Consider the following 16957-nt stretch of genomic DNA (forward strand, 5'->3'; position numbering starts at 1 on the left):
GGCTTGTCGAACACGAAGGGACTTTCACTGTGACTGCTGCCGATGAGGGAGCAACCGCCGCAAACGGCACCGAAGCCACCGGCGCTACCGCCGAAAAGCTGGCGGAACTGCACCGCAGGCTGGAACAGGCGCAGGATCCGGGCTCCGAGAAAGCAAAGGCCAGGCGCGACAAGGCGGGATTGACGACTCCCCGCCAGCGCATCAACGCGCTTCTCGACGAGGGCACGTTCGTGGAAATCGGGGCGCTGGGGCGCACTCCAGGCGAAGAGGATGCTCCCTACGGCGATGGCGTGGTCACCGGCTATGGCCGGGTTGGCGGACGCACCGTCGCGGTATATGCCCACGATAAGACGGTATATGGCGGCTCTGTGGGTGAGACCTTCGGTAAGAAGGTCTGCGAGGTCATGGACATGGCCATTCGCATCGGCTGCCCCGTCATCGGCATCAACGATTCCGGTGGTGCACGTATTCAGGATGCCGTGATGTCCCTGGCAATGTACTCCGAGATCTCGCGCCGACAGCTACCTCTAAGTGGCCAGTCCCCACAGATCTCCATCCTGCTAGGCCCTTCAGCTGGTGGCGCGGTGTATGCGCCCGTGACCACCGACTTCGTGGTGGCCGTCGAAGGTCGCACGCAGATGTTCGTCACTGGCCCAGCCGTCATCGAATCAGTGACGGGCGAGAAGATCTCGATGGAAGAGCTCGGCGGTGCGCGTCAACAAGCCCGCAACGGCAATGTTTCCTACGTCGCAAGCAGCGAAGAGGATGCCTTCAACTACGTCAAGGATCTGCTGGATTTCCTACCTGCCAGCACCTTTGACGAGACCCCGGAGTTCTGGGCGCCGAATGACGAGCTGACCGAGCGCGACTTTGAGCTCAACGACATCATTCCGGATGACCCGAACGCGGGTTACGACATCATGGAGGTGCTCACCCGCATCTTCGATGATGACAATGTGCTGGAGGTCCAAGGCGACTACGGTTCCAATGTCGTCACGGCTTTCGCCCGTATCGATGGCCATGCGGTGGGTGTCGTGGCCAACCAGCCGATGGAACTGGCCGGTTGCTTGGACGCCGACGCTGCGGATAAGGCTGCGCGCTTTATCCGTATTTGTGACGCCTACAATGTCCCCCTCGTGTGGGTCGTGGACACACCCGGATACATGCCGGGCGTGGAGCAGGAAAAGGCCGGCCTGATTCACCGCGGCGCAAAGCTGGGCTTTGCCACGGTGGAGGCCACGGTGCCGAAGGTGACCGTGGTGGTGCGCAAGGCCTTCGGTGGTGGTTATGCCGTGATGGGTTCGAAGAACCTGGGCGCGGACATAAACCTGGTCTGGCCGACTGCGCAGATCGCCGTGATGGGTGCAGAAGCTGCTGTGGTGATGATGCAGGGCAAGGCCCTGGCTGCGATGCCAGAGGAGCAACGCCCGGCGGCGAAGAAGATGTTTATGGACTTCTACAATGCGAACATGACCAGCCCTTATGTGGCAGCGGAGCGGGGTTATGTGGATTCCGTGATTACTCCGGATCAGACCCGCATCCGCCTGCGTCAGGCTATGCGTCAACTGCGTAACAAGCAGGTGCTGGAGCCGCCAAAGAAGCACACCATTATGCCGATGTAGCTGCCCTTCTTACCAGGGTGTTTACATCCCGATCTGGGTGCCCTTGGGTAGCTTCAGCTCGTCGGCCTTCACGAAGTACGTCTGCATGGTGCCGTTTGTCATCTCCAGGTGCTCGGAGAGCGCGTCTGGCGTGCCCAATCCGATCTTCTTCGCGGCTTCCTGCAGCTCCTTCGGCGCCATGTTTGCGTCGATGGGCAGCGGGATCAGCGGTAGTCCGGCCACGCGCGGGGTGACGTTAAGCGAGCTCACCACAATGTGAAAATTACCGGTCAACGTGGTGATCTGTCCCGGTCCAGTCCGCTGCCAAATGCCACCTCCAGAGCCTGCTCCCGGAGTCGGGAACTGCACCGAAAGGTTCGTCAGGATCGCCTTGTCGGCGTCGATCCGCAGCGCGGGCTTTGGCCCCTGGGGCGTGGCCTGTTGTACAAGCGACATCTTCACGTGTCCAAGCAGGCGCGTGTTGTCGCTCTTGATCACGTAGGTGCCATTCTGCACAGGTCGCTCGCCCTTGATTGGGCCCGGCGGAGTGAGATCCACCCGCAGGTTCTCCGGCACCTTCGGAGGCGAAGGAGGCGGTGGCAGCTTTGGCGCCGGTGGCAGCTTTGGTGCTGGTGGCAGCTGTGGAGACTGCGGTAGGGGAGGCAGCGGCGGGAGCTGCAGCTGCGCCTCGGCAGTTGGCGACATCTCGACCGCCATCGCTGCCACCAGCCCGCACATCGATGCTGCGGCGACAACGGCCTTGGCAATGCCGCCGCGCTTATGCTGCTTGCTCATCGACCTTCCTTTTCTTGACGCCCTTAGGCGCCTTTTCTTCATCCGTCCACGACAGAGCCAAGGCTCCGCCAATAACGGCGCACAAGGTTCCTATGACAAAGCCACCGATATTCGACATTGGGAGCGCCACAATGCCGAGGATGAGCGCTGCCACGCCAGTGAGTAGTCGAGCGTCGGGCTTAAACCACGTCATGAGGCCTGAGGTAATAAGCAGGGCGCCAATAAGTAGCGTGGATACACCGGAGATCGTGGATACCTGAATAATGATGTTCGATACCTCGAACGACAGGTAGGCCGGAACGATCATGATGATGCCCGACAAAAGCATGAACAGCCCCGCCGCGAAGGGGCGGCCGCGACGCCAGCGGGTGAAGCCACGGGTGTTCTTCACCGCGGCTACCTGGTGCTCCTCTGCGTCTTGAGCGACAGCGGTGTTCGGTGCGCTATCCGCATCGAGATCTGCATCTAGATCTGGGTCGTAGTTCGGATCCAGCTCGGGGTTTGTGCTGGAGTTAGCACTCGGCATTGTCTTTATCCACAATCGCGATCTTGCTGCCACCTGCGGTCATCTTATCCGCGGACAGAGAGGTCGCCTCGATGCCCTGACCCTTCGCCGATAGGGAATCGGCGAAGATTCCCCAGCCGCCATCGGGCGCATCCTTGTCGATCTTGCCCGCGTCCACACCAATCTGCGGGTTCTTCAATGTCAGGTCACCGGAGAGCTTGCGGGCGCCGATCAGCATATTGTCGGCGGAGAAGTTCTGACCTGGAACGGTCATTTGGAACTTCTTCTCGCCAACCCCAGGAAGGTTAATCGGGGCAGTCATGCAGACATCCGTTACCTTGGCATCCTTGATGCGCAGGCGCGAGATTGCTTGATCACCGTTGTGCATCTTGTCAACGTCGGTGAATAGGTCAAAGCCCTTGCCATCCAGTTCCCCGACTTCCATGTTGAAAATGGTGCCGGATAGTGCCAGGTGGGCGGACACGCCACCCTGGGCGACTGCGACGCCCATGCCGGCTGTGGCTAGCAACCCCACGCCGAGAATCGATGCGAATCGTACTTTACGAGTATGTCCCATGGGAGTGATCTTAAACACGCATCGGAGTGAAAGGAGGTTTTTTATCTAAAAAAATGTATTGGTTTAAATAATTTGGAACCCCAATACGAACAAAGCTCCTCTTATTAGTCCACGCGCTAAGTTTTTGCTGAAAGGGCTATAGCTGGCATTGTGGCGTCATTAAGAATCAGCTCTCACTCGTCGCATGGCGGCAAGGGCGGTGACGAGGGCGATAAAGGTCAATAGGATCAGCCACCCGATAAACAGGCCCCAACTGTGGGCAAAGAAGTAGCCGGACACCCAGCCAATGACGGAAGAACCGAGATAGTAGCTCAGGATGTACAGGCTGGAAGCCTCCGCGCGATCCTGCCGCGCGACCTCGCCGACCCATGCACTAGCAATTGAGTGAGCGGGGAAGAAGGTGGCAGTAAACAGCAGCACGGCCACCAAGGTGGTGGGAATGGTCGGGATAAAGGCGAAGAACAAGCCGACCAGAGCCAATGCGATGCACGTGACCACGACCTTGGATTGGCCAAAGCTGTTGACCATTTTGCCCGTGCGGGTGGAGGTCCAGGTGCCCGAAAGGTATATGACGAAGACTAGGGCGGTCAGTGACTCCGGCAGACCGAAAGTATGGATCAGCCGAAAGGTCATGTAGTTGTACAGGGAGACGAAGCTACCCATCAGCAGGAAGGGCAGGAGGAAGAGCTTCAGAAGGATCGGATCACGCAGATGGTTGGTGAAAGCCTGAACTTCATGGGACAGGGTGATCTTCTTCGGCGTGAAGAACTGCTGCTTGGGCAGAACCCAGGTGGTGAGAAGCGCCATCGAGAATGCGAAAACGGCGCTCAAGAGTGTGGCGATACGCCAATTAGTGAACTCAAGAGCGATTCCCGGGATGAGCCTGCCGATGAGGCCGCCGAGTGAATTACCGGCAATATAAAAGCCCATGATGCGGGGTAAATAACGGCGATCGATCTCTTCGGAGAGGAAGGCCATTGTCACGGCAGGTACACCCGCCACTGCGATGCCTTGTAAAAGCCGCACTGCGATGATCGACTGGATCGAGGGGAGTGCAACGAGCGCCAGGGAAAGAATGGTAGCCGCCAGGACGGAAGCTTGGATGACGTGGCGACGGCCGAAGCGCTCCGAAACGATGCTGAGCGGGATGACCATGAGAGCTAGCCCGCCCGTGGTGGCGGAGACGGTCAGTGCGGCCAGTGAGGGCGAAATGCCGAAGTCTTCCGACAGCGCCGGGAGGACAGCCTGGGTGGCGTACAGAGCGTTGTACGAAGCCAGGCCTGAACACAAGGAGGCGATAAGTGCCATCTTGTAGCCCTTATCCTCCGGGGTGAGAGGGTGAACGTCTGCGGTGTTCGCAGTGTTTGCAGTGTCTGCGAGGGGGTCCGGCACCGATGAAGCTCCTTCCTGCGAGTCTGGGCGGTTCTCTAGCGGCTCATGCCCACAATCGATGTATCTAGTGTGACGCAACCAGTATCAATTCACTAAATGCAATAAATAGCTTTGGTTGTCCCGGATAGCGCATATGCTGAAGTGTGGGCGTCGATAAGAAGAGCAAGAAGGAAGGACAAGAAGGAAGATACAGAGTGTGAAAGACCTAACGTGGCTCCTGGACCTGGCTGAAACCCAGAACATGGTGGATACGTCGCTGCGCCTGGGGATCAGTCAGTCGGCGCTCTCCCGGCGGCTATCGGCGCTGGAAAGAGAGCTCGGTGCGGAGCTATTCGACCGCAACGGCAGGCACCTCGCCCTCAACGAATGCGGAGCCGCGCTGTTCAGGCACGCCCGCGAGGCCGATGAAGCATGGCAGCGGGGAGTCGACGAAGTACACCGGCTGATGGATCCAGAGCGGGGAACCGTGCGCGTGGACTTCATGCACTCACTGGGCACGTGGATGGTGCCGCAGCTGCTGCGGGAGTTCAGGAACGCGCACCCGCAGGTAAGGTTCGAGCTGGTGCAGGGCGCCGCACGGCCACTGACGGATCGCGTGGTAGCCGGGGAATCCGACGTAGCGATGGTAGGGCCGAAGCCACATGCGCTGGTGGAGGACGGCGAGGTGCGATGGCAGCAGCTGGCCACCCAAAGGCTGGCAATGGCGGTGCCGACGAACCACCGCTGGGCGGGGCGCACAAGCATTAGCATCGCAGAGGCCGCAGACGAACCCTTCGTGGCCATGCTGCCGGGGTACGGAACCCGTATGCTGTTGGACGATCTGGCGGCCGCGGCGGGCTTCCGGCCACGCCTGGTGTTTGAGTCGATGGAGCTGACCACGATGGCGGGACTGGTAAGCGCCGGACTGGGCGTGGCCCTGCTGCCGATGGGGGACCCGAACCTGGTGGTCGCGGGCATAGAAATGCTCCCGCTCGAGGAAGACCGCGAGAGGGAGCTAGGGATGGTCTGGAGTGCACGCGCTCGGTCGGCTCCCGCCGCCGAGGCGTTCCGCGCGTTCGTCGTGGACCAGGCGGTCCGGCGCGACGGCAGGCTGCGCTTCGGCTAGGCGCCGAACCTTAGGCGCCGATGGTGCCGAAGTCATCCTTCCAAGCCACCACGGTGGCCGGGCGGGCGATGGAGTCGCCGCCGTCTGGCCAGTGGGACTTGGAGGTCTTGACGGTAGCTTCCTCGTCCTCACCCGGGTGCTGAACGTTGACAATAACGCGCTTATCGAAGACCAGTGGGCCACAGGTCTCAGCGCCTGCCGGTACGGTCAGGAACTGCTTGGTCAGGCCACGGGAGTCGCCCTCCAGGGCTACAGCGAACAGGCCGTCGTTGGACTCCAGAGCATTGCCGTCGGTGGAAACCCACAGGTTGCCGAAGGAGTCGAAGGTGACGTTGTCCGGGCAGGAGATAGGGGACACCTTGGACTTGTCGAAACCGCCGAAGTAGGTCTCGGCCTCATCTGGGTCACCGCAGACCAGCAGCAGGTTCCACTTGAGTTCCTCGCCGGTGAAGTCATCCTCGATTTCGATGACCATGCCGTTCTTGTTTTCCTTGACCGGGGCGTACTCCTTGACCTCTTCGTAGTCCTTGCCCTCTTCCTGCACGCCGCGGTACTTGTTGTTGGTCAGCGAAGCGTAGATCTTGCCGGTGGTCGGGTGCGGCTCGACATCCTCTGGGCGGTCCATCTTGGTAGCGCCGACTTTGTCGCCTGCCTCGCGGGTGAAGACGATGACCTCTTCAGCAGACATGCCGTCCACGTGGGATTCCGCGGAGCCGTCCTCCTTGACGGTAACCAGCTTGATCCACTTGCCGGTGCCGTCGCACTTCTCGCCCTTCGGCGGGTTCTCGGAGTCGAAGTCCTTGTTGTTGCCCTCGAAGGTAGCAACGTACAGGGTGCCCTCGTCCAGGATCTTCATGTTCTCTTCGCGATCCTTGTCGGAGTTACCGCTGCGGATCTTGCGGGAAGAGACGAACTTGTAGATGTACTCGAAGCGAGAGTCGTCGCCGGAGTAAGCAACTACGGTGCCGTCGTCGGTGACGTGGATGTTGGAGCCCTCGTGCTTGAAGCGACCCAGAGCGGTGTGCTTGACCGGGGTGGACTTCGGATCCCACGGGTTAACCTCAACCACGTAGTTGAAGCGGTGTGGTTCGTTCGGCTCCTTGGTTACGTCGAAGCGGTCGTAGTGCTTCTCCCACTGACGCGCAGTCTTGGCATCCTCGATGCCGTAGCGGCTCAGGCGCTCGCGCACCTTCTCGTCCTTGACGTTCTCGCCACCTGCGAAGTACTGGTCAACGTTCTCCTCACCGGAAAGGATGGTGCCCCACGGGGTGACGCCACCGGAGCAGTTGTTGAAGGTGCCCTTGACGATCTTGCCTTCCTTATCGTCAGAGGTCTTCACCAGCTTGTGGCCAACGATCGGACCGCGCAGCTCGAACTCGGTGGTGCCGGTCAGGCGGCGGTTGTACTTGCCCATAACAGGCTTCAGCTTGCCATCCTTGCTATTGCCCTCAACCTCAACAATGGACATGCCGTGGTTGGCCAGCTCGATGTCCACGTGCTCCTTGGAGGGGTTCTCCAGGTCGTAGTCCGGGATCATCTGCTGCGGGGTGGTGTACTCGTGGTTGGAAACCAGCAGGAAGCGGTTGTCCTGACCCTCGATCGGCAACAGGGCTGCGAAGTCGCAGTTAAAGCCGTACTGCTTTGCGGCGGCCTCGGCGGTCTGCTTGTCTACATCAAACTCAGGAGCGCCCTCGACAACCGGGTCGCCCCAGCGGATAACAACCTCGGACTTGTAGCCGGCCGGAACAACAACCTCGTCCTTGGTGTTCGGCTCGACCATTTCGAACTTCAGGCCGTCCGGTGCATCAACGTCGCCGTTGGAGCCGCCGCCCTTGTTCTCACCGTTGCCACCCTTGGCCTCGCCGTCCTTGCCATTGTCGTCGCTGCAGGCTGCCAGGAAAGAAGCGCCACCGACGGTAACGACTGCTGCGCCACTGGCGCGTAGTGCGGTACGACGGGAGAAGGTTCCCTGGATCAAGTCCATGAAGTAGTTGTTGTCGGACTTGTTGTTGACTGGCTTGGAGCAAGCGTCACCGCACTTGTAAACGCAGGTGCGGTGGGAACGGCTGGACGTGAAGTCCATCTTCTTCAGCAGGTTACGACCCTTAAGGCCCATGGGGGATCTCTCCTCGATGTTCGTGGTCGGCCGAGCCGCAAATACGGTGCTTATCCGCGGTTTTGCTGCCGGCCTATAACTTTTGTTGAGTTTTATCGTCATCTGCACACGCTGGTTTTGCCATGCCATTTCGTCATGTCGTCTCATCGCGCCCGGCCAGTCACTGCCGGATGTCTAATGAGCGTGTACGGACTTCTTGCAAAACTCTAAGGAATGCGAACGAACCCCATGTGGCGCAAAGGTGTACGCCAGGTTAAATCAACTGAAATCTACTTCACTTGCCGAAGATCCGACCCATGCGCTTCATGCGGGAGAGCCTCCCCAGCCTGCGCATCCTCCCCAGACGAAACATTCCGCGCCATCCGAATAGGAGCAGGCCGCTCATCACCGTCGCGACAATCATGAACGACCAATGCGGAACCTCCCCGTGCCGGACACCCCAAATGCCCAGGCCGACGATCACATTGACGATCCACACCAACGCGCCCGTAGAGAATTCAAAGCCACTGCGTCCACTGCGCGGTCGTACCACACCAATCCACAGCAGTGCCCATACGATCGCCACACCAATCAGGAATGGCCAGGCGGTATCCAGCCAGCCCGTGAAGCTCAGCGGCATCTCGGGAGTGTTATGAGCAATGCGCGCCAGCAGCGCAAACAAAAGAACAGCGAGCACGTCGAAGCACAGCGCCATCCCCGGGGCGCGCTGGACGGTGCCGGGAGTATCGCCTGTGGAGGTGCGGTTGGTGGTCATAGCTTCGTATCCTACTGTGCCGGGCCGACGGGTTCTTCTTGCTTTTCTGCTTGACGCCCAGTCTCCGCGGTTTTCTTTTCATCGGCACCTTTGGGGTTAACCATCTTGGTGGCGAAAAAGACGATCCAGCCCACGAGGGTAAGCCCCACGAAGCTGAGCATGCGGAAGACGATCACGGCGCCGAATGCCTGAACCGATGTCAGCGTGGCGAAGCCGACCAAACCACTGGTCAGGGCCACATCCACGGTGCCTAGGCCGCCGGGTGTTACCTGCGCCTGTCCCACCAGCTTTGCAGTGAGGAACGCCAGTACCACGCCGGCGATAGGCGGCGTGGCACCGACGGCGTAGACGCAGCACAGCAGGCAGAGAATCTCAAAGATCCAATTTCCCAGGCTGGCAGAAATAGCCGCGGTGAGCTTAGACAGTGGTAGCTCGACGGCGGAAAGCTGGTGGGAGAGTCCCTCCACCTTGTCGGTGAAACGATCTGCGGGCTTGCCGCGACGCGTGTTGTAGGTGCGCAGGCGGTTAACCAGCCAGCGTTCCACCTTGTCTGGGTTGGAGGCCACCCAGTTGGTCAGGAAAGCCAGACCAATCATTGCAAGTAACGAGAGCGCCAATGTCATTGGTTTTACGGTTAGCCCCAGGAAGAACACCGCACCGATGGCAAGAATTGCCATCCCACCGCCAGCTAGAGCTCCCGAAAGCAGCATGTACCAGCTGGCGATCACGGGTGTGGCTCCCCACTTCAGCTGTTCGCGGAAGATCATGGCGGCCGACAGTGCCGGCCCGCCGGGGAAGGTCGCAGACCAGGAGTTTGCTGCTAGTCCCAGCCAGTTCACGCTACTGCGTTTGACCTTCACCCCGGCGCTGCGTAGCAGCACCACCATCACTTCGGCCTGGGCAATCATGGAGATCGCCAATGCCGCAACGGCCAGTCCGATCCAGCGTTTGTCCGAGTGCCGGAGGGCACGCCAGCCTTCTCCGATGAAGTGCAGGTGCTCCCGGGCGAGAAAGGCAATGAGGCCTATCAATGCCAGCGAGAGCAGAGCCCTGACATCCGCACGTCGCAACAAACTACGCATTAGTAATCGCCCTCGTGGTGCGCCTTGTCAGTCTTTTCGTCAGTCGTCTCGTCGGTGGCATTGCGGCTGTTTTCCATTCGGCGCATCAACTCCGCGAAAGGCAAATCCCGCAGACGCGCGGGAGCCTCGCCGGGACGTTGGGCGGGCACGGGGGCGATGGCGTCCACACCAGAAAGCTCCGCGACCGTCACTCGCGAGGAGGAACGTGGTCGCATAGATTCGTGCGATCCGGATTCCAGCTGCTCATTGTGCCCGACCTTCTCCGAAAGTCGCTTGACCCAACGCGGGGCCCACCAGTTATCCGGGCCGAGCAGATGCATGACGGAAGGTACAAGGAGCATGCGGATGATCGTCGCGTCCAGGATGAGGGCGATGACCATTCCGAAAGCGATGTACTTCATCATCACGATCGACGAGAAGCCGAAGGCGCCACAGACCACAATCATGATCAGCGCAGCAGCGGTAATGATACTGCCGGTGGTCGCTGTGCCGAAGCGGATCGCCTGATCGGTCGAGGCTCCGCGGGCACGGGCTTCGACCATGCGTGAGACCAGGAAAACCTCGTAGTCGGTTGAAAGCCCAAAGACGATGGCGATGATCAGCACCAATACGGGCGAAGTCAGCGGGCCGGCGGTGAAGTTAAACATGTCCGCGCCGTGGCCGTCGACGAAGATCAACGTCAACAGGCCAAGGGTGGCGCCGGTGCCCAGGATATTCATGATCACGGCCTTAGCGGGGATGATCAGCGAGCCGAAAATCATAGCCATCAGCACGAAGCTGACGAGGACGATGTACAGCAACATCCACGGCAGCTTCTCAAACAGCGCGTCGATGGACTCGACCTCCAAGGCCGGAGTGCCCGCGACGTACACATTGGCGCCGTCGACGTTAATGTCCTCCAGGGAATTGACGATCCGGTCGTTATCCTTGCGGTCGGTAATACCGGTGGACAGCACCGTGACGCCGTCCTTCGTTGGGCGCGAAACCTGGAACGGGGCGGTGAGGCCCTCGATGGCATTGGCTTCCTTGTACACCGCACCCACGGCCTTGGAATCGCCTTCGATAACCAGCTTGATCGGATCGGTGCGGAACTGCGGGAACTTCTCGGTGAATTCCTCCTGGTTCACGCGCGTCTGATTCGACGGCGGCAGGTAGGTCTCGTTCATGCCACCCAGCTTGATGCCGGCGATCGGTACGGCCAAGAGCAACATGCCACCGACGATGACTACCGTAAACAGCTTGGAGTGACGCATGGCAAAGGCCGGAATACGTCCCCAAATGCCATTGACCTGTTCAGAGCGACGACGGTCGCGGTTTTTCTTAAACGACAACTTGTCGATATTCGGCCCGAGCATTGCAAAGATACTGGGGAGTACAGCCACCGACAGCAGTGCGGCCAAGCCCACTGCAGAAATTGCACCGAAAGCCACGGACTTCAAGAACGCCTGCGGGAAGATAAACAGTCCGGAAAGCGCCACGGCCACCATGGCGGCGGAGAAGACTACCGTCTTGCCTGCAGTGGCGGTCGTGTTGCGCACGGAAGTACGGGTGTCATTGCCCTCTGCCATCTCTTCGCGGAAGCGGGAGACCATGAACAAGCCATAATCGATGGCCAGCCCCAGCCCCAGCAGAGTTACAACGGACTGTGCGAAAACGTTGATCTGTGTGAAGCTGGCCAGGATTGCCAGCACGCCCATGGAGCCCAGGATCGACAGACCACCGACCAGTAGTGGCATGAATGCGGCGATCAATCCACCGAAAACGAGCAGCAGCAGTAAGCCCACGGCAGGCAGCGCGTAGACCTCGGCACGGTGGATATCGCCTGCCATGCCCTCGTCCAGGGAATCGGAGACCGCCGTTGCGCCAGCAATCTGGACGTCCACGCCAGGCGCGGTAATGGCCCGCAGATCATCCTCGATCTTGCGGAAGTTGATTAGTACGTCGTCCTCTACGCCCTTTAGCCCAATCGAGGCGAACGCAGCGGTGCCGTCCGGGTTGGCCATAGCAGACGGGCCCCGGTTGAAGTAGCTGGTCACACCGCCGATCTCATCGGGGTGATCCTGTCGCAGCTGCTCGATTTGGCGGGTGATGTTTTGTTTCACCTCGTTCGAGGTCGCACCCCCCGGCTTATCGCTGGTGACCATCAGGATGATGTCCCCGTTGGCGTCACGACCAAAAACATCTTGCTCGATCTGAGCGGCCTTCGTGGACTGCGAGTTGGGGTCGTCCCAACCTTCCTGGCTCATCCGGTCGGCCAGTTTCAGCCCGGCGACGACATACAGCACCAGAATCGCCGCAATGATCACCAGTGGGATCAGCCGGCGGAACCGGTAAGCGACATCGCCCCAAGAGCTAAACAACGTGTGATCCTTTCCTTTCAAGTTCCCCTTAGTCTACGAATCCGACCAGGGCGAATGGCAAACCAATCAGGGCGTGTTAGCTATTTCTTCCGCCACAGGTACTCGCGGATTACGTGCTCCTTGTCCAGGCCTTTACCCTCGAACTTCGTGATCACCTGGCGATCTGTGAGCTGCGGAATGTCGGACTGATCCTCTGGCCAGCCCAGGAATTCCAGCTGCTGTTCCACCTCCACCAGCTCGTCGATCCACTCGGCATAGTCCGCGTGGTCGGTAGCAATGTGCAAAATGCCACCGGGCTTGAGGCGGGAAGCAATCAGGTGCAGCGTGCCGGATTGCACGATGCGGCGCTTGTGGTGGCGTGCCTTGGGCCACGGATCGGGGAAGTAAATGCGTACGCCGGACAGTGACTCGGGGGCGAACATGCGCTGCAGGACTTCCACGCCATCGCCACGGATCATGCGCACATTGTGGATTTCGCCGCGCACAACAGAGCCCAGCAGTTTGGCCAGCCCAGGGCGGTAAAGCTCGACGGCAACAATATTCTTTTCGGCTTCCAAAGGAGCCATTGCGGCGGTGGACGTGCCGGTTCCGGAGCCAATTTCCACGATCGTTTCAGCTTCTCGGCCAAACCATTCAGGCAGGTCGATGACCTCGTCGGCGAGGACTTTGCCCAGGTGGGGCCAGTGTTCGTTCCAGAGAGCCTCCTGGTTATCGGTCAGGGTGCCGCGACGGAAGCTGAAGTTTCCCAGTCGCGGATAGTCGCGACCATCGTTAAACTCTGTCTGTAGAGGGCGGCCTGGGGGAAGGCTGCCTGGCGTTTTATCAGAATTATTCATCTCGACCATTCTTGCAGATGGTTTGCAGAATGTCTTAAGCCAAGTGGGGGACTTAACAATCATGTTGAAGACCATTTCGGTCATCGGCCCGGACGCGCGTGTCGTGGCCGAGTGCGCTGCGGCGCTGCGTGCGCGAGTAGAGAGCACGGCAGAGGCGGGGGAGAGGTTAGAGGTCATCGAGGGAGCTGGTCCAGAGCGGCACCCGGACATTGTCGTGGCAGCGGTTGGTCGCTCGACGCAACAGGATCGCGAGGTTGCCCGGGCCGTTGCACAAGCCATGGGCGTGGTGCTGTTGTGGCCTTTTGGTAGTGACGCCCCCTCGTCCGAATGGGCTGATACTCCAGGATGGGTGTGGTGTGACACCGTGGAGGAGGTGTGCGAATGGATCCGCACGCTGGGGGTGGACCTTAATGAGTGGGAGATGCAAGCGCGCCGAGCGGATGCCGAGCGTGTAGATCGTGTGCGTATCGCTACGCGCTTGAGTGCGACGCGGATCGCCCAGGAGGTGCTGGATGGCGCCGGTGATACGAACGGGCGCGTTTCGGGCGCAGGAGGAGCTGCAGGTTTTGCGCACCGGCACGCGGTGTTTATGGCGCGGCTGCGGCTGGCGGTATTGGAACAAGGTGTGTTGTTCCCGGCGCTTCCGGAGGCACAGGCGGAGGCTCCAGCCCGGCCTGCTGTGGAAATGGGATCCCGTGCGAGCTTGGTGTTGGCTGCCGCCGCTGGGCTGGCAGCCGGGCTGGGTTTGGGCACCATGGTCGGCAGGTTATTTGGTGTAATTGCCGGAATCCTTGTGGGAGTGTTCGTGACCTTGGTTGTGGTGGGAGCGCGACTGGCAATGCAGCGATCCGCAGCGCTGCGAGTCCGGGTTGCCAAGGAGGGTGCGGCTCTGCGAACCCACTGGGCAACGGTGGTGACGGAGGTGGTTGCCCGGCTGGAGGTTCCGCCGGTCGCACCTCGAATCCGCGAACTGGCAATAAAGACGCGCTAGTGAATCGCTAATGAATATGCAGGGGTGAATATGGAGGGATGGACATGAGTGATTTTCCAGGGGATGGCCTCAGCCTTGACGGTGCGGGCGATTACGCGGACATTATTGGCAACAACAGCGGGGCTCTGCCACAGAATCCGCTGGTCGATCTGATCGGTGGAAACGAGCTGCACGTCGGGAACGAGCTGCACGGTGGCGGAGAGAGCGAGATTCGCGACGGGCTGACTGTCGAGTACCAAGGCCGTGAGTACTACGTCAACGAGCTGAACCTCAGCGATCCGCATGCTCACGACCCGAATCGGGCGCCCGGCCACGGTGGTTGGGGTGCCGGTGCCAACAGTGTTGAAACTAGTGGAGGATACAGCGGGGCCGGTGGATCTTATAGCACTGGAGTGGAGGAGTCCGTCACGATTGCCGACGACCAGGGGATGAGCATCCTTTCTGATACGGATGGTGACGGCAAGGTGGATTATGTCTCCTCAGTCTCTTATGACGGACAATGGTCAGCCTGGCGGTGGATAGAGCCCGCGGAGGCGGAGGGGGCGTCATCAAGAGGCAACAGCGACACCCCCAATTCGGGGAGGTCTCGTTGGGAAACGGATGCTTGGAAATGCGTTGATCGGGGGCAATGGGGTTAGTGAGGGTGTGACCTGCGTCCACTCCGTGTGGAACCAAAACATCGCCGCGTTGCTTCGCGATAGTCTGGGGGCATAAGGGGCTCTTGTGCCGTGGTGCAGGCCCGGAAAATTACAGATAGCAGCTATATCGAACGCCCAAGAACCACAGGATTTAGTAGACTTTAGGTGAATACAGCCAGGGTTTGAACTGGACGTTTTAAACATACGGACGGCTAAGTCGGGTTGTGGGAAGAAACAACGTAGGGAGAATATCGATGACCATTCGAGGACTTGTCGGCGAGGCGCCCACCAAGAACCAGGAAATGCTGAACTGGATCGAGGAGGCCGTGGAGCTTTTTCAGCCAGAATCAGTCGTGTTCTGCGATGGCTCCGAGGAGGAGTGGAATCAGCTGGCAGAGCAGCTGGTTGAGCAGGGGACCCTGATCAAGCTGGACGAAAAGGCGCAGCCGAACTCCTTCCTGGCTCGCTCCAACCCGTCTGACGTTGCGCGTGTGGAGTCCCGCACCTTTATCTGCTCCAAGACCGAGGAAGGCGCAGGTCCCACCAACAACTGGATGGATCCGGAGCAGATGCGTGCGGAGATGCGCGAGCACTTCTCCGGCTCCATGAAGGGGCGTCGTATGTACATCGTGCCCTTCTGCATGGGTCCAATTACCGATCCGTCTCCGAAGCTGGGTATCGAGATTACGGACTCCCCGTACGTGGTTATGTCCATGCGCATTATGACCCGCATGGGTAAGGAAGCGCTGGATAAGATCGGCGAGAACGGCGAGTTCGTTAAGGGGCTGCACTCCGTAGGCGCTCCGCTGGAGCCCGGCGAGGAAGATTCGACTTGGCCGTGCAACGACACGAAGTACATCACCCAGTTCCCTGAGGATCGCGAAATCTGGTCCTTTGGCTCTGGCTACGGTGGTAACGCCATCCTGGCTAAGAAGTGCTACGCCCTGCGCATCGCCTCGGCTATGGCACGTGACGAGGGCTGGATGGCAGAGCACATGCTGATCCTGAAGCTGATCAGCCCAGAGGACAAGGCCTACTACATCTGTGCGGCTTTCCCATCCGCGTGTGGCAAGACCAACCTGGCCATGATCCAGCCGACCATTCCGGGCTGGCGTGCAGAGGTCGTCGGCGACGACATCGCATGGCTGCACTTCGGCGAGGACGGTCGCCTGTACGCGGTGAACCCGGAGAACGGCTTCTTCGGCGTGGCACCGGGCACCAACTACGCCTCCAACCCGATGGCAATGAAGTCCATGGAGCCGGGCAACACCCTGTACACCAACGTTGCCCTGACCGACGACAACAACGTGTGGTGGGAGTCCAAGGAGGGCGAGCCGCAGCACCTCATTGACTGGCTGGGTAACGACTGGACCCCGGATTCCGGCAACAAGGCCGCACACCCGAACTCCCGCTACTGCGTGCCAATCGAGCAGTGCCCGGTTGCCGCACCGGAGTTCAACGACCCGAAGGGTGTGCCGGTTTCCGCCATCCTGTTCGGCGGTCGCCGTGCGGACACCGTGCCGCTGGTTACCCAGGCACGCGACTGGAACCACGCCACCTTCATCGGCGCTACTCTGGCTTCCGGCCAGACTGCCGCTGCTGCCGAGGCTGCTGTGGGCTCCCTGCGCCACGACCCGATGGCTATGCTGCCGTTCATCGGCTACAACGCCGGTGACTACCTGCAGCACTGGATCGATATGGGCAACAAGGGCGGCGACAAGATGCCGGAGGTCTTCCTGGTCAACTGGTTCCGCCGTGGCGAGGACGGCCGCTTCCTGTGGCCGGGCTTCGGCGAGAACTCTCGCGTGCTGAAGTGGATCATCGACCGCATCGAGGGGCGCGTTGAGGCTGACGAGACCGTCGTTGGCTACACCGCTCGCTATGAGGACATCTACACCGATGGCCTGAAGGAGACCGAGGAGGACATCCGCGAGGCGCTGGCGGTGAACCCAGCTGATTGGGAGCGCGACCTGGCGGACAACGAGGAATGGCTGAAGTTCCTCGGTCCGAAGGTTCCGTCCGAGGTCTGGGACGAGTTCAATGGTCTCAAGGATCGCGTGCAGGCTGCGAAGTAGCTGTGCCCTAGCGCACGTGGTTTGCGCTTGCGTCCACTAGACGCTTCCGAGCAAAGGGTGCCGGGAGAGAAACTCTCCCGGCACCCTTTGCTGTGAAGTAACGCGAGGATTAGCTCAGTTAGGGCAGCAT

The 16957-nt window shown here is 60.1% G+C and carries 14 protein-coding genes; 5 read left to right on the plus strand and 9 right to left on the minus strand.

All coding sequences use genetic code 11. The features are described from left to right. Positions 1 to 29 precede the first annotated feature (29 nt). Positions 30 to 1622 (plus strand): acyl-CoA carboxylase subunit beta, encoded by a 1593-nt coding sequence (locus AC06DS_RS03670; protein WP_477101026.1) that lies wholly within the window; start codon positions 30 to 32, stop codon positions 1620 to 1622. A 21-nt stretch (positions 1623 to 1643) separates the two neighbouring features. Here the strand turns inward: AC06DS_RS03670 and AC06DS_RS03675 are convergent, their stop codons facing one another. The 4 genes from AC06DS_RS03675 to AC06DS_RS03690 all read right to left on the minus strand — a co-directional run bounded on the left by AC06DS_RS03675 (position 1644) and on the right by AC06DS_RS03690 (position 4870). Beyond that, the gene (locus AC06DS_RS03675) at positions 1644 to 2396 is read right to left on the minus strand and encodes a hypothetical protein (protein ID WP_448306849.1); all 753 of its coding nucleotides are present in this window, start codon (positions 2394 to 2396) and stop codon (positions 1644 to 1646) included. Beyond that, on the minus strand, positions 2380 to 2922 hold the full coding sequence (locus AC06DS_RS03680; protein ID WP_477101027.1) for a DUF6114 domain-containing protein: 543 nt from the start codon (positions 2920 to 2922) through the stop codon (positions 2380 to 2382). Before AC06DS_RS03680 ends, AC06DS_RS03675 begins: the two co-directional genes overlap by 17 nt. Continuing rightward, the gene (locus tag AC06DS_RS03685) at positions 2909 to 3478 is read right to left on the minus strand and encodes a DUF6230 family protein (RefSeq protein WP_293790506.1); all 570 of its coding nucleotides are present in this window, start codon (positions 3476 to 3478) and stop codon (positions 2909 to 2911) included. Before AC06DS_RS03685 ends, AC06DS_RS03680 begins: the two co-directional genes overlap by 14 nt. Positions 3479 to 3637: 159 nt before the next feature. Continuing rightward, the gene (locus tag AC06DS_RS03690; RefSeq protein ID WP_477101028.1) at positions 3638 to 4870 is read right to left on the minus strand and encodes an MFS transporter; all 1233 of its coding nucleotides are present in this window, start codon (positions 4868 to 4870) and stop codon (positions 3638 to 3640) included. A gap of 196 nt (positions 4871 to 5066) precedes the next feature. Between AC06DS_RS03690 and AC06DS_RS03695 the strand changes: the two genes are divergently transcribed. Continuing rightward, on the plus strand, positions 5067 to 5975 hold the full coding sequence (locus tag AC06DS_RS03695) for a LysR substrate-binding domain-containing protein (RefSeq protein ID WP_477101029.1): 909 nt from the start codon (positions 5067 to 5069) through the stop codon (positions 5973 to 5975). A 10-nt stretch (positions 5976 to 5985) separates the two neighbouring features. Here the strand turns inward: AC06DS_RS03695 and AC06DS_RS03700 are convergent, their stop codons facing one another. From AC06DS_RS03700 to trmB, 5 genes are all read right to left on the minus strand, one after another. Further along, positions 5986 to 8091: a PhoX family protein gene (locus AC06DS_RS03700; protein ID WP_477101030.1), complete on the minus strand. Its 2106-nt coding sequence runs from the start codon at positions 8089 to 8091 to the stop codon at positions 5986 to 5988. A 274-nt stretch (positions 8092 to 8365) separates the two neighbouring features. Beyond that, complete coding sequence (locus AC06DS_RS03705) at positions 8366 to 8845, minus strand: DUF3054 domain-containing protein (RefSeq protein WP_477101031.1); 480 nt, start codon at positions 8843 to 8845, stop codon at positions 8366 to 8368. An 11-nt stretch (positions 8846 to 8856) separates the two neighbouring features. After that, complete coding sequence (locus tag AC06DS_RS03710; protein ID WP_477101032.1) at positions 8857 to 9927, minus strand: lysylphosphatidylglycerol synthase transmembrane domain-containing protein; 1071 nt, start codon at positions 9925 to 9927, stop codon at positions 8857 to 8859. Next, on the minus strand, positions 9927 to 12287 hold the full coding sequence (locus AC06DS_RS03715; protein WP_477101033.1) for an MMPL family transporter: 2361 nt from the start codon (positions 12285 to 12287) through the stop codon (positions 9927 to 9929). The genes AC06DS_RS03710 and AC06DS_RS03715 overlap by 1 nt, the downstream gene beginning before the upstream one ends. A gap of 80 nt (positions 12288 to 12367) precedes the next feature. Beyond that, positions 12368 to 13132, minus strand: coding sequence for a tRNA (guanosine(46)-N7)-methyltransferase TrmB (gene trmB / locus AC06DS_RS03720; RefSeq protein WP_293790519.1), 765 nt, complete (start codon positions 13130 to 13132; stop codon positions 12368 to 12370). 52 nt (positions 13133 to 13184) lie between these two features. Between trmB and AC06DS_RS03725 the strand changes: the two genes are divergently transcribed. The 3 genes from AC06DS_RS03725 (at position 13185) to AC06DS_RS03735 (ending at position 16827) form a co-directional block, all read left to right on the plus strand. Beyond that, positions 13185 to 14114 (plus strand): hypothetical protein, encoded by a 930-nt coding sequence (locus AC06DS_RS03725; protein ID WP_477101034.1) that lies wholly within the window; start codon positions 13185 to 13187, stop codon positions 14112 to 14114. 44 nt (positions 14115 to 14158) lie between these two features. Then, the gene (locus AC06DS_RS03730) at positions 14159 to 14752 is read left to right on the plus strand and encodes a DUF6802 family protein (protein ID WP_477101035.1); all 594 of its coding nucleotides are present in this window, start codon (positions 14159 to 14161) and stop codon (positions 14750 to 14752) included. A 254-nt stretch (positions 14753 to 15006) separates the two neighbouring features. Then, positions 15007 to 16827 (plus strand): phosphoenolpyruvate carboxykinase (GTP), encoded by a 1821-nt coding sequence (locus AC06DS_RS03735; protein WP_293790526.1) that lies wholly within the window; start codon positions 15007 to 15009, stop codon positions 16825 to 16827. Positions 16828 to 16957: the final 130 nt, after the last annotated feature.

The sequence above is a fragment of the Corynebacterium sp. TUM25015 genome (genome assembly GCF_056393505.1).